Origin of the sequence: Saccharothrix coeruleofusca, from assembly GCF_017876325.1 — a bacterium.
Taxonomy (GTDB): domain Bacteria; phylum Actinomycetota; class Actinomycetes; order Mycobacteriales; family Pseudonocardiaceae; genus Actinosynnema; species Actinosynnema coeruleofuscum.
In genome coordinates this window covers 7,173,589-7,186,442 of the sequence record NZ_JAGINV010000001.1, presented here as the reverse complement: position 1 = coordinate 7,186,442, position 12,854 = coordinate 7,173,589, and the positions used below count along the sequence as shown (strand labels likewise).

Here is a 12,854-nt window from a genome sequence, read left to right as displayed (position 1 = left end):
TCGGAGCGCGGTGTAATCCCCACGCCAGTCTGGCTGGGACCTCTCTCTCGTCGGGCCACCCTGGGCTTCCTCTTCCGGCAGCAGTGTTCCCCGGCCTCTCCCCAGAGCCGAAGCATGGACTCGAAATCGGGCCGAATTGCAGCACAGAGGCGGTCGAGCCGGCTAGGCACCCCACCTCTGGGCGGGTGCACGGCAGTCTGCGCAGACGGCGTGCCACCCGGCCGGCAGCGTAGTGCCCGCCCCCTACCCGACGGAAGCCTCCGGAAGCACTCACCGTATCGACTAGGGCTGTCTTTTCATACCTACGGGTGGTTACCATCCCCGAACGTCGACACCTCGTCGGCAATTCCGTGATCACACCGACCCCGCTCCCGAGGTCAAGGGCGAGAGGTGCCATGCCTACCCCAGCGCGTGTTCTGCGACGTTCCGCGGCGTTGATCGCCTGCGCCGCGACTCTGTCGGCTTGCGGGCTGATCCCGGGAACCGACAGCGGCGACCGGCCGGAAGTGGAGCGCACCACGCTGCGCATCGGCGTGCTGCCGGTGGTCGACGTCGCCCCGCTGCGGCTCGCGATCAACGACAAGCTGTTCGAGCGGGCGGGCCTGCAGGTCCAGCTGGTCCCCCTCAACAACGAGGACGAGGGCATCAAGCAGCTCGACACCACCCTGGACGTGACCTGGGCCAGCCACGTGAACCTGTTCCAGGCCGTGGCCGAGGGCACCCAGCTGCAGATCCAGGGCGAGGCCTACCAGGCGGGCGCCAACTCGATGGCGCTGGTCACCATCGACAGCAGGTACGACAGCCCCGGCGCGCTGCCCACCCCCAAGATCGCGGTGAACAGCACCGTCGACCTCGGCGCGCTGACCACCAAGGCGGTGCTGGACACCGCGGGCGTGGGCAAGCAGGGCATCCAGCTGCGCGAGATGGCGTTCGAGCAGATGGTCAGCGCCATGCAGGCCAAGCAGGTCGACGCGGCCTGGATGATCGAGCCGCACATCACCAAGGCGCAGCGCGACATCGGCGCGCGGATCGTCACCGACACCGCGACCGGCCCCACCAAGGAACTGCCCATGTCGGGCTACGCGTCGAGCAAGAAGTTCGCCGACGACAACCCCAACACGCTGGCGCTGTTCCGCTCGGTGCTGCGCGACGCCCAGCAGGCCGCCACCAACAACAAGCTGGCCGTGCAGGACGCGCTGACCAGCTACATCGACGTGGACCAGCAGACCGCGGCGCTGGTGTCGGTGGGCACCTTCCCGCTCTCGCTCAACCCGGTCCGGCTCCAGCGGGTCGCCGACCTGATGGAGACCGAGGACGTGCTGCCCGGCCGCCTGGACGTGCAGGGGCTGCTGCCCCCGGACGCGAACGGCTGACCCGCTCCGTCGCCGAGGGCCTCCCGGAACGTCGCGGGAGGCCCTCGGCGCGTTCAGGCCACCGCCGAGCAGGCGGGGACCGCGTCGCCCTCCTCCTTGAAGCAGTGGCCCTCCTCGGCGTTGAGGTTGAGCGCGATGCCGTCGCCGTCCTCTCCGCTCACCGGGCGGCGGGCCCCCGTGCCAGGCAGAACGTCACCGACGGCTCGGGGTAGGCCACCGCGCGGTCCGACCCGCAGGACACCTCGCCCGCCCCCACCTTGGCCACCCGCACGGCGTGCGCGCCGGCGCAGTCCACCCGGCGCATCCCGACCTGCCGGTCGCCGCGGTAGCACGCGCCCTCGACGAAGTTGGGGATCAGGCACAGCGTGAACGGGCCCGCGTAGGTGGAGTACCGGGCCCCGCCCTTCGGGCAGCCCTCCCCCTCCTCCAGCACCTTCGCGATCCGGACGTTGGCCTGCTCGGAGCCGCAGTCGGCGGGCCGGTAGCGCGGCTCGTCCCCGGTCCCGGCCACGGCCGCGCACTCGCCCGGCCTGGGGCGCGGGCCGTCCTGCCCCGCCACGGCCAGCGCGCACGCCCCCGCGACCACGACAGCCGCCGCGCCGACGCCCCACCCGATCTTCCGCATGGCCACGACATCGGCGCACCCGCGCTCCGGGTTGAGCGGATTCACCTCATGCGGTCACATCTCGGCGGGCGCCAGGCAGTAGGTGACCGCGGGCTCGGGGTAGGACATGCCCGCGCTGTCCGGGCACTGGGTGGTGTCCGTGGAACCCTGGACGACCTTGGTGACCTTGATCGTGTCCCCGCCCGCGCAGTCGGACTTGACGAACCCGTCGCCGCGCTCGTCCGGCGCGTAGCAGGCGCCCTCGACCATGTTCGGCAGCAGGCACAGCGTCGTGGTGGACCCGGTCTCCGGCAGCGCCTCGGTGTACAGGCCCTCCTCCGGGCACGCCGCGTCCGCGCCCTCGACGACCTTGCCGACCTTGTAGCCCGCCTTGTCGTCACCGCAGTCCGCGGCGGCGGCGACCGGCTTGGCCTCGGCCTGCGAGGCCCCGCCCTGCACCGCCGCGCAGTCGCCCGCGGCGAGTGAACCGCCGTCCCGGACCACCATGAAGACCGCGAAGGCGATCGCGGCCGCGGCCACCACCGCCAACCCGGCGATCAGCCCCCGCCTGCGGTTGCCCCCCGGCTGCGGCTGCGCATCGTCAGTGCTCATGACCACCCTCGCGTCGGTGCTGTGATCGGTGCTGTGACGGCGTCCGCCAGCGTACTTGCACGCGGTTGGAACACTGGTGAGGACGCCAACCGACAGGAGTGCGCTTCCGTGACCGACGGCCCCTTGATCGTCCAGTCGGACAAGACCCTGCTGCTGGAGGTCGACCACCCGCTCTCCGACGAGGCGCGCACCGCCATCGCGCCGTTCGCCGAGCTGGAACGCGCCCCCGAGCACGTGCACACCTACCGGGTCACGCCGCTGGCGCTGTGGAACGCGCGCGCCGCGGGCCACGACGCCGAGCAGGTGGTGGACGCGCTGGTGCGGTTCTCCCGCTACCCGGTGCCGCAGCCGCTGCTGGTGGACGTGGTCGACACCATGGGCCGGTTCGGCAGGCTGCAGCTGGCCAACCACCCGGCGCACGGGCTGGTGCTGAGCACCACCGACCGCGCGGTGCTGGAGGAGGTGCTGCGCAACAAGAAGATCAAGCCGATGCTCGGGGCGCGCATCGACGACGACACCGTCGTGGTGCACCCCAGCGAGCGCGGCAGGCTCAAGCAGCTGCTGCTCAAGGTCGGCTGGCCCGCCGAGGACCTGGCGGGCTACGTCGACGGCGAGGCGCACCCGATCGAGCTGGTCGAGGACGGCTGGCGGCTGCGCGACTACCAGCGGCTGGCCGCGCAGGCGTTCCGGGCGGGCGGCTCGGGCGTGGTCGTGCTGCCCTGCGGCGCGGGCAAGACGCTGGTCGGCGCGGCGGCCATGGCCGAGGCCGGGGCGACCACGCTGATCCTGGTGACCAACACCGTGGCCGGGCGGCAGTGGAAGCGGGAGCTGGTCGCCCGCACCTCGCTGACCGAGGACGAGATCGGCGAGTACTCCGGCGAGCGCAAGGAGATCCGCCCGGTCACCATCGCCACCTACCAGGTGATCACCCGCAAGTCCAAGGGCGAGTACAAGCACCTGGAGCTGTTCGACTCGCGCGACTGGGGCCTGATCGTCTACGACGAGGTGCACCTGCTGCCCGCGCCGGTGTTCCGGATGACCGCCGACCTGCAGTCCCGCAGGCGGCTGGGGCTGACCGCGACCCTGGTCCGCGAGGACGGCCAGGAGGGCGACGTGTTCTCCCTGATCGGCCCGAAGCGCTACGACGTGCCGTGGCGCGACATCGAGGCGCAGGGCTGGATCGCGCCCGCCGAGTGCACCGAGGTCCGGGTCACGCTGACCGACAACGAGCGGCTGGAGTACGCCACCGCCGAGCCGGAGGAGCGCTACAAGCTGTGCTCCACCGCGCGCACCAAGCTGCCCGTGGTGCGGGCCATCCTCGACCGGCACAAGGACGAGCCGACCCTGGTCATCGGCGCCTACCTGGACCAGCTGGAGGCGCTGGGCGAGGCCCTGGACGCGCCGGTCATCCAGGGCTCCACCAAGAACAAGGAGCGCGAGCAGCTGTTCGACGCCTTCCGGCGCGGGGAGCTGCGCACCCTCGTGGTGTCCAAAGTGGCCAACTTCTCCATCGACCTGCCGGAGGCCTCGGTGGCGGTGCAGGTGTCGGGCACCTTCGGCTCGCGCCAGGAGGAGGCGCAGCGGCTGGGCAGGTTGTTGCGCCCCAAGGGCGACGGGCGGCAGGCGCACTTCTACTCGGTGGTGGCGCGGGACACCCTGGACACCGACTACGCCGCGCACCGGCAGCGGTTCCTGGCCGAGCAGGGCTACGCCTACCGCATCGTGGACGCCGACGACCTGCTGGGACCGAAGATCGGCTGACCGCGTCCGGCGGCGGTCCCGGTGCGCGCTAGGTTGTCACCGGGTTGGGGGACCGGAGGACGCATGAACGTGGTGGTGCGGCTGACACCGTTGCCGCGCTGGTGGATGTGGCGTCCCGGCGCGGACCGCGCCGCGGTGGCGGCGGAGGCCAGGCGGCGGGTCCGGCACGGCCGGGCGCGCGTGCTGCTGCCCGCGGCGGTGCCGCTGGCGGGCGCGCTGGCCGTGCTCGGCGCCACGCCCTGGTGGGCCGCCGGGCTGGCCTGCGCGCCGTTCGCGCTGGCGGGCCTGGTCGTGCTGGTGCCGCCGAGGGTGGCCGAGTGGGACGTGGTGAAGCTGGCGCGCGAGCAGGACGTCGTGCACTTCGAGCAGTTCCCGCTGGAGCAGCGGCGGCGCGCCCGGCGGCTGTGCGAGCACTTCCTGGCCGTGGACCGCACCTCGCTGGACCCGGCGCGGGTCGAGCGGGTCGAGCGGTCGCTGTGGCAGGCGCTGGTGGCGCTGCGCGACAGCGGGACCGTGCGCGAGGCGCTGGCCAAGGCGTCCAACCGGCCGGGGCTGGCGGCGGCCATCGCCGAGACCACCCGCGCGCTGGCCGAGCTGGACCGGCGGCTGGACCAGTTCGGCGACGCGCTGCGCATCCTGGCCGAGGAGCTGGACCCGGAGCTGGCGGGCAGCGCGCTGCGGCGGGTGGCCGCGCTGGACCCGGTCGCCACCTGGTAGCCACCGGTCCGCCCCCACGCCGACCCGGCCGGGCGCGGGGACCGCGGTCCTAGGATGTCGCGGTGGCGTTCGTCTACTCGATCCCGATGCGCACCCGTTTCCGGGGCATCACCGTCCGCGAGGGCGTGCTGCTGGAAGGGGATCGCGGCTGGGGCGAGTTCTGCGCGTTCCCCGACTACTCCGACGCCGAGTGCGCGCCCTGGCTGGCGTGCGCCGTCGAGGCCGCGTCGGCGGGGTGGCCCGAACCGGTGCGGGACCGGGTGCCGGTCAACTGCACGGTGCCGGTCGTGGACCCGCAGCGCGCGCACGCGCTGGTGGCCGCGTCCGGGTGCGCCACGGCCAAGGTGAAGGTCGCCGACCCCGGCGTGCCGCTGCGGGCGGACCTGGAGCGGGTGGCGGCGGTCCGCGACGCGCTGGGACCGTCCGGGGCGATCCGGGTGGACGCCAACGCGGCCTGGGACGTCGACACGGCCGTGGCCGCGATCCGGGAGCTGGAGCGGGCCGCGGGCGGGCTGGAGTACGTCGAGCAGCCCTGCCCGACCCTGGACGAGCTGGCGGCCGTGCGACGGCGGGTGGACGTGCGCGTCGCGGCCGACGAGTCGATCCGGCGGGCGGAGGACCCGCTGCGCGTGGCGGTGGCGGGCGCGGCGGACGTGGCGGTGATCAAGGTGGCGCCGCTGGGCGGGGTGCGGCGGGCGCTGCGCGTGGCCGAGGCGTGCGGGCTGCCGTGCGTGGTGTCCTCGGCGGTGGAGACCTCGGTGGGCATGGCGGCCGGGCTGGCGCTGGCCGGGGCGCTGCCGGAGCTGGACTTCGCGTGCGGCCTGGGGACGCTGTCGCTGCTGGACGGGGACGTGACGTCGGCGTCGCTGCGGCCGGTGGACGGGTTCCTCCCGGTGCCCCGGCAGCCCCCGACGCCGGACCGGATGGCGGAGTTCGCGGCGGACCGGGAGACGACGGCGCGGTGGCTGGACCGGCTGCGCCGCGTGGAAGGTCGCTGACACCGGCCACTCCCCGACCCAGCCCGCGGTCGAGGAAGAACTCAAGCGGCGACGCGTTGGGCAACTCGGCACACCGATTCGACCTGTTCAGGGGTCAAGTCGTACTCGTAGGCGACCGCCTTGATCGAATCGCCCGCCAGCCACATGCCCACCACCGCGTCGACGGGGACGTGGTTGGTCTCGATCACCGGCGATCCCCCGCTGAACCGGGGGTCGATGATCACCGGAGCCACCTCCGGGTACTGCCGCAGCCGCAACGCGGCCGCGAAGTCGTCCTCGGTGTCCCACGTGATGTACCGGAGGTAGCCGCCGAGGACTTCCCGGATGGGGCGCTGCTGGTCGCCGACACGGGCCAGGTCGCCCTCCGCGTAATCGAGGAAGATGTCGATGCCGTCTGTCGCGATCTTCCTCGTGGCCAGGCCGTACGGCGTGCCGAACTCCGCCCGCACGGCTGCCGCCGCGTCCCGGACCTTGCTCTTGGTCAGCCCGAGATCGCGCAACGACCGGAGCACGTAGGCCTCGACGACGGCCACGAACGGCACCGAGGGCCACCCGCGCCGCTCCGGGGCCACCCGGTGCACGAGCGGCGCACCGCCCGCCTCCTCGGCCAGCCAGTAGTACAGCGTCGACTCGGGGATGGCGAGGTGCCGGGCCGTCTCCCTGGGCGTGAGCAAGGGGTCGTGGAACTTGTCGACCACCGCCGCACCCCCTTCCCGGACATCCCGATCGTACGGTCACACCCACCGACCCGATCGGGCGACACGGCTCGCGCGGGTCAGCCGCGCGGGTGGTGGATCGCGCCGTCGGTGCGGGCCAGCCGCTCGCCCCCGCCGCCCCAGCGCAGCGCGATGATCTCCGCGGCGATGGACACCGCGGTCTCCTCCGGCGTGCGCGCGCCCAGGTCCAGCCCGATCGGCGAGGACAGCCCGGCCAGCTCGCCCTCGCTCAGCCCGGCCTCGCGCAGCCGCCGCATCCGGTCGTCGTGGGTCCGGCGGGAGCCCATGGCCCCCACGTAGCCCAGCTTCAGCCGCAGCGCGACCTCCAGCAGCGGCACGTCGAACTTCGGGTCGTGGGTCAGCACCGCGACGGCGGTGCGCTCGTCCAGGCGGCCCGCCTCGGCCTCGGCGGCCAGGTAGCGGTGCGGCCAGTCCACGACCACCTCGTCCGCCTCCGGGAAGCGGGACCTGGTGGCGAACACCGGCCGCGCGTCGCACACGGTGACCCGGTAGCCCAGGAACGCGGCCATCCTGGCCATCGCGGCGGCGAAGTCGATGGCGCCGAAGACCAGCAGCCGGGGCGGCGGCTCGAAGGAGTTGACGAACACCGTCATGCCCTCGCCGCGGCGCTGCCCGTCCGGGCCGTAGTGCAGGGTGCCGCTGCGGCCGGTGGCGAGCAGGCCGCGGGCGTCGTCGGCGATGGCGTCGCGGGCGCGGGCGGAGCCGACGTCGCCGTCCACCTGGTCGGGCCAGACCACCAGCCTGCGGCCCAGCCGGTCCGGGTGCTCGACGATGGTCGCCACCGCCACCGGCTGCCGCGCCTGGACGGCCGCGAGCACCTCGGGCAGCTGGGGAAACGTTTGCGCGGACACCGGCTCCACGTACACGTCGATGATCCCGCCGCAGGTCAGGCCCACCGCGAAGGCGTCGTCGTCGCTCACCCCGTACCGCTGGAGCACCGGCGTGCCGCCCGCGATCACCTGCTGCGCCAGCTCGTAGACCGCGCCCTCCACGCAGCCGCCCGAGACGCTGCCCGCGACCTGCCCGTCCGCGCCGACCAGCATCGCCGCGCCCGGCGGCCGGGGCGCGGAGCTGAACGTGCCGACCACCGTGGCCAGGCCCACCACCTCCCCCGCCTCGACCCGCCGGGCCAGTTCCGCCAGCACGTCACGCAAGGGCGATCTCCTCCAGCAGTCGGCGCAGGGTGTCCAGGCTGTGGCCCGCCAGCAGCCGGTCCAGGTGCGGCAGGGCTGCGGCGATGCCGGACTGCACCGGCAGGTAGCCGTCCTTGCCCGCGTGCGGGTTGACCCACAGCACCCGGCGGGCCAGCCGCCGCAGCCGGTGCAGCTGGGCCCCCAGCAGCGCCGGGTCGCCGCGCTCCCACCCGTCGGAGAACACCACCACCACGGCCCCGCGCGCCACCCCCCGCTGCCCCCAGCGGTCCAGGAACACCCGCAGCGCCTCGCCGAGGCGGGTGCCGCCCTCGAAGTCCGGCACCGCGCGGGCGGCGGCGTCGAGGGCGCGCTCGGGATCGCGGTGGCGCAACTGGCGGGTGACGCGGGTCAGCCGGGTGCCCGCGGTGAACACCTCCACCGGCATGGCCCGCGCGACGACGTGCGCGAACCGCAGCAGGGCGTCGGCGTAGGGCTTCATCGAGCCGGACACGTCGACCAGCAGCACCACCTTGCGCGGCCGGGCGGCGCGCCGCCTGCGGGCCGGGCGCACGGGTTCCCCGGTGGCCAGCATGGCCCTGAGCGTCCGGCCGGGGTCGACTTCGCCGCGGCGGGCGGGTTTGCGGCGCAGCGCGCGACGGCGTGGCGGCACGGGCCTGAGGCGGGCCAGCAGTTCCCGCAGGTGCGCCCGCTCGGCCGCGGTGAGCGAGGCGATGTCCCGGTGCCGCAGCACTTCCGCGTCACTGGCGGCGGCCTTCAGGGCGGCGGCGGGACCGCTGCGCCTGGTGCCGCTGATCAACGCGGCGACGTGGCCTGCGCGCGTGCCCCGGCCGGTCGGCGCGGCGGGCCGCTGCCCGCCGAACCACGCGGCGAAAGCGGCGTCGTAGCGCGGCAGGTCGTCCGGCTCGGCGCACAGCGACACCCGGCCCGCCCAGTACACGTCCTCGCGCCGGGCCAGGTCGACGTGGCCGAGCGCGGCGAGGTACGCCCGCACGCGCTGCGGCCCGCACGCCACACCGGCCCGCCGCAGCGCGTGGGCGAACCCCGCGAACCCGGCCAGCGCGCCCGTCATCACTCGATTGTACCCGTGATCACTGTTGCTCATGCGCGTTGTTGATCCTGACCATAAGATCGAACACAAGTGCGACCTGCAGAGAAGGTCTCGCCGCGCAGAGAGTAGGTTTCGTACAGTGCGCGCTGTGTCGAAGCTAGCCGTGGTCAGCGAGCCCACGCTGCCGTTCGAGCCGACCGAACCCGCTGCGGCGGAGTTCTTCGCAGGCATCGGCCTCGCCAGACTCGGTCTGCAACAGGCTGGCTTCCGTGTCTCGTGGTCCAACGACATCGAGCCCGCCAAGCACAAGATGTACGTCGAGAACTTTCGGGACGACGAGAGCGATCACACCTTCGTGCTAGGAGATGTGACCAACGTCAAGGGCGCTGACCTGCCGCCGGACCTCTCGCTCGCTTGGGCGTCCTCTCCCTGCGTCGACGTCTCCTTGGCCGGAGCTCGGCTCGGTCTGAGCGGGGCGCGATCCGCCGCGTTCTACCAGTTCACTCGTGTCCTCGGCGAACTGCCCGAGGACAAGCGCCCTCAGGTGGTCACCCTGGAGAACGTTGTCGGCCTGGCCACTAGCCACGGGGGTGCGGATCTGGCGGCGGCAATCAGGGAGCTCAACGAGCTCGGCTACTCCGTCGACGTGCTGACCTTGGATGCGCGCTGGTTCGTCCCACAATCACGCCCCCGTTTGTTCGTAGTAGGAGCGCTCCATCCGCCAGTCGACACACCAGGAGCGAATCCGCTTCTACGTCCGGCGTGGCTTCAGGCTCCCTTCAAGGACAAAACGCTGCGAACCCACCGCTACCTGCTCCCGGACATCGCCCCCTCACCGGACATCTCGCTGTCGCAGGCCGTGGAACAGGTAGCTCCGGATGACACGCGCTGGTGGGACGCGAGTCGTGTCGCTGCGTTCGAGGCTCAACTGTCCCCCATCCAGATGGGACGGTTGGAGGTGCTTCGCAAGGGACGGAGGGTGACGTATCGAACTGCCTATCGGCGAACCCGCCAAGGTAAGCCGCAGTGGGAGATCCGCTCGGACGACATCGCTGGGTGCCTTCGCACCGCTCGCGGCGGGTCGTCGAAGCAGGCTGTGGTGGCGGTCGGCAAGGGCGAACTCCGCATTCGCTGGATGACAGGTCTTGAGTACGCGCGTCTGATGGGGGCGGACGACTACGTGATCGAGGGGCAGCGGGACAGCCATGTGATCTTCGGGTTCGGCGATGCGGTCTGCGTTCCTGCGGTTGCCTGGCTGGCCAAGCACTACTTGATGCCCTTGGTCAAGGGAAAGGTCCCAATCGCCAACGTGGAACTGGCGGCTGTGGGAGCCTGATCAGGTGCCTCCGAAGCCATCCAAGAAGAGTCTTCCCGCAAAGTACGTTCAGGACTTCCGCAGTGCTCTCGAACAGGCGCTGGAAGCGACAGACGAACAGGGACGCAAGTGGGCGGACGCCAAGTGGGGCTGCTACGCCTTCTACGACTATGATGGTGAGCCCATCTACGTGGGGCAGACCAATGAGCAGCTCCGTGTCCGTGTCCGCCGCCACTTGAGCAACCAGCGGACAGATGCGGTAGCGATGCGCATCCTCGATGTGTTCGAGGTCGCCGAGATGGAGCTCTGGCCACTCTGGGGTTATCAGGACACCCCAAGTTCCGATAAGGAAGCCAGGAAGCACCTGAACCGGGTGGAGCACACCGCGTACATCCGAGCCGTCGAGAACAGCCGGTTCAAGGCGATCTTGAACGAGAAGATCCCTCCGATCTCTGATGTCCTGGGAGAGATGCCTCCATCACGGCGGTTCCCTCTGATCAGTGACGAGACACGAGAGGAACGCGGACACCCCGACGTCCGCATCGCACGCCGCGCCGAAACGATTTCCCGCCTCGCCGCTGTGGCCCATGAGCGCGGAGAAGTATCCCCAGGGCTTCGCCGGGTACTCGTCGTGCAAGCCATCCGGCTCGCTTATCTTGCGGCGAGTCGCCTCGCAGGGGCGACCGGCCGGCCCGAACCGAGCGCCAACGCGATCAGCATGCGAGAACTCGTAGGAGATGTACACGTTCCCCACAGTGAGATCGAGACAGACCGCCCAGAAAGCGAACTCGGCCTCGACTTCGAGTGACCCGTACTAAGGTGCATGGCATGGCGGACGCCTCGTGGGCCACCAGCAGTGCGACTCGCAAGTCCATGCAGGCCAATCGGAGCCGCGACACCAAGCCCGAACTACGCCTTCGGCGCGCCCTGCATGCCATGGGGCTTCGCTACCGCGTGTGCGCACGTCCGTTGCCCGAAGTGCGACGCACAGTGGACATCGTCTTCCCGAGGGTCAAGATCGCCGTCGAGGTGCGCGGCTGCTTCTGGCACGGCTGCCCGGAGCACTACCGCGCCCCGTCGGCGAACGGGACCTACTGGGCGGAGAAAGTCCAACGCAATATGCGTCGAGACGCCGACACGGCGTCCCGTCTGGCCGAGGCGGGCTGGACGTTGACCGTGGTGTGGGAGCACGAAGACCTCGATGCAGCCGCACAATCGATCGCTCAGCAGGTCAGAACACGCAAGGACACGGACAGCTGAAGCGATCGGCTGACGCTGGACGCACCGACGCCTTCCGCGGAGGGCGGATCAGCTTCGAATAGTCAGTCCTTTCTGACCTTATCCGGGGTTGAGGCGGAAGTCGGCGGTGCAAACCTCGGCCAGGGCACCGAACCCCGGCGGCCAGGCAGGCGCAGGCGTCATCGCTGCACAGATGCGCCAGGATTCAGCAGGGCTTGGCGATTGGGCAACGTCACTTGCCGCCCATCATAGGTTGACCGCGCAACCACCATGAGCACAGCCTGCACAACCAGGTTCAGAAGGGCCCAGCGAGCCCTTTTGCCGCATGACATAATTGACTACCGTCCAGCACAGGCGTGACGCCATGGCATGCCAACGCCCGGCACAGTGACGTGATCTCAACGAGTTTCAGGTGAGTCGTCCGTACTCGAAATGGGTGAGGGTGAGGGCGGCTTTGACGATGTCGCCGATCTTGCGGGGGCTGGTGGTGAAGTGTCGTAGGGCACGCCAGCGTCCGGCGAGCAGGGCGAATCCGCGTTCGCCCAGGCAGCGCAGGCCGCGCAGCAGGGCGTTGTAGGTGCGGTTGTCCGCGTCGAGTGCTTGGCCGTCGGCGGGTTGTTTGACCGGGGTGAGCACGCCGATGCCGGCACCGTCGTAGCCGCCGTCGGCAAGGGTGGGCGGGTCGAGTCGGGAAGCGGCCCAGTACAGCGCGGCCAGGACGTGTTCGCGTGCGGCGGTCAGGTCGTGCACCGAGCCGGGCTCGACGTCTCCGACCCACAGCGGGAAGCCGTCCGGCGCGGTCAGGGCTTGGATGTTGCCGCCGTGTCCGTGCGTTTTGCCGGAGTACCACCGGTCGATCGGTTCGCCTTTGACGCTGGTGGTCTTCTCCGCCAGGCGGTCGGCGGGGAAGAGTTTCCCGTCGAGGATGACGTGGGACAGGTCCTCGTCCTTGGCTTGTCGCAGGGCGTCGTGCAGGTCCGGTGCCCGGTCGGCGAGCACGGTGACGATCTCGTCGAGGTAGCGGTAGCCGGTGGCGCGGGAGATGCCGTGATCGCGTGCCAGGGCGGTGATGTCGGTGTTGTGGCGGAACCAGCGCAGTCCCAGCACGGCCTGTTGGTAGCAGGTCAGCGCCCTGGTGCCTGTGCGGGTGCCGCGGGCGCGGCGTTCGGCGTGCAGCAGCCTGGCCAGGTAGCGGGCGAGTTCGCGGGAGACGTCGAGTGTGGCACGATAGGTGATCACGAGGGGCCTCTGGTTCGGACTTGATCTTCGCAAATCCAGTCTTACCAGGAGTCCCTC

At 71.3% G+C, this 12,854-nt stretch carries 13 protein-coding genes; 7 read left to right on the top strand and 6 right to left on the bottom strand.

All coding sequences use genetic code 11. The features are described from left to right. Positions 1-506: 506 nt before the first annotated feature. Positions 507-1,373 (top strand): ABC transporter substrate-binding protein, encoded by an 867-nt coding sequence (locus JOF41_RS33325; protein WP_229794871.1) that lies wholly within the window; start codon positions 507-509, stop codon positions 1,371-1,373. Between the two features lie 157 nt (positions 1,374-1,530). On the opposite strand, the gene JOF41_RS33320 is transcribed toward JOF41_RS33325, so the two are convergent. Together JOF41_RS33320 and JOF41_RS33315 are read right to left on the bottom strand one after the other, a co-directional pair. Continuing rightward, complete coding sequence (locus JOF41_RS33320; protein WP_209623718.1) at positions 1,531-1,998, bottom strand: LppU/SCO3897 family protein; 468 nt, start codon at positions 1,996-1,998, stop codon at positions 1,531-1,533. Positions 1,999-2,052: 54 nt separating this feature from the next. Beyond that, on the bottom strand, positions 2,053-2,589 hold the full coding sequence (locus JOF41_RS33315; RefSeq protein WP_189221132.1) for an LppU/SCO3897 family protein: 537 nt from the start codon (positions 2,587-2,589) through the stop codon (positions 2,053-2,055). Positions 2,590-2,697: 108 nt separating this feature from the next. Here JOF41_RS33315 and JOF41_RS33310 point away from each other — a divergent pair, with 108 nt between their 5' ends. The 3 genes from JOF41_RS33310 to JOF41_RS33300 all read left to right on the top strand — a co-directional run bounded on the left by JOF41_RS33310 (position 2,698) and on the right by JOF41_RS33300 (position 6,065). Next, on the top strand, positions 2,698-4,350 hold the full coding sequence (locus JOF41_RS33310) for a DNA repair helicase XPB (RefSeq protein WP_189221133.1): 1,653 nt from the start codon (positions 2,698-2,700) through the stop codon (positions 4,348-4,350). Positions 4,351-4,413: 63 nt separating this feature from the next. Further along, complete coding sequence (locus tag JOF41_RS33305; protein WP_189221134.1) at positions 4,414-5,067, top strand: hypothetical protein; 654 nt, start codon at positions 4,414-4,416, stop codon at positions 5,065-5,067. A gap of 62 nt (positions 5,068-5,129) precedes the next feature. Continuing rightward, complete coding sequence (locus tag JOF41_RS33300; RefSeq protein ID WP_268248644.1) at positions 5,130-6,065, top strand: o-succinylbenzoate synthase; 936 nt, start codon at positions 5,130-5,132, stop codon at positions 6,063-6,065. Positions 6,066-6,106: 41 nt separating this feature from the next. On the opposite strand, the gene JOF41_RS33295 is transcribed toward JOF41_RS33300, so the two are convergent. From JOF41_RS33295 to JOF41_RS33285, 3 genes are all read right to left on the bottom strand, one after another. Beyond that, positions 6,107-6,763, bottom strand: a complete 657-nt coding sequence (locus JOF41_RS33295; RefSeq protein ID WP_189221135.1) for a DUF433 domain-containing protein — start codon at positions 6,761-6,763, stop codon at positions 6,107-6,109. A 77-nt stretch (positions 6,764-6,840) separates the two neighbouring features. Next, the gene (locus JOF41_RS33290; RefSeq protein ID WP_209623717.1) at positions 6,841-7,956 is read right to left on the bottom strand and encodes an XdhC family protein; all 1,116 of its coding nucleotides are present in this window, start codon (positions 7,954-7,956) and stop codon (positions 6,841-6,843) included. Then, positions 7,949-9,025: a vWA domain-containing protein gene (locus JOF41_RS33285; RefSeq protein ID WP_209623716.1), complete on the bottom strand. Its 1,077-nt coding sequence runs from the start codon at positions 9,023-9,025 to the stop codon at positions 7,949-7,951. The genes JOF41_RS33290 and JOF41_RS33285 overlap by 8 nt, the downstream gene beginning before the upstream one ends. A 127-nt stretch (positions 9,026-9,152) precedes the next feature. On the opposite strand from JOF41_RS33285, the gene JOF41_RS33280 reads away from it, so the two are divergent. The 3 genes from JOF41_RS33280 to JOF41_RS33270 are packed head-to-tail and all read left to right on the top strand — an operon-like array spanning position 9,153 to position 11,579. Then, positions 9,153-10,340: a DNA cytosine methyltransferase gene (locus JOF41_RS33280; protein ID WP_307867625.1), complete on the top strand. Its 1,188-nt coding sequence runs from the start codon at positions 9,153-9,155 to the stop codon at positions 10,338-10,340. A 4-nt stretch (positions 10,341-10,344) separates the two neighbouring features. After that, positions 10,345-11,127: a GIY-YIG nuclease family protein gene (locus tag JOF41_RS33275; protein ID WP_209623715.1), complete on the top strand. Its 783-nt coding sequence runs from the start codon at positions 10,345-10,347 to the stop codon at positions 11,125-11,127. Positions 11,128-11,147: 20 nt separating this feature from the next. Further along, positions 11,148-11,579: a very short patch repair endonuclease gene (locus tag JOF41_RS33270; RefSeq protein ID WP_209623714.1), complete on the top strand. Its 432-nt coding sequence runs from the start codon at positions 11,148-11,150 to the stop codon at positions 11,577-11,579. Positions 11,580-11,966: 387 nt separating this feature from the next. Here JOF41_RS33270 and JOF41_RS33265 read toward each other — a convergent pair whose 3' ends face one another. After that, complete coding sequence (locus JOF41_RS33265; RefSeq protein ID WP_209623713.1) at positions 11,967-12,797, bottom strand: transposase family protein; 831 nt, start codon at positions 12,795-12,797, stop codon at positions 11,967-11,969. Positions 12,798-12,854: the final 57 nt, after the last annotated feature.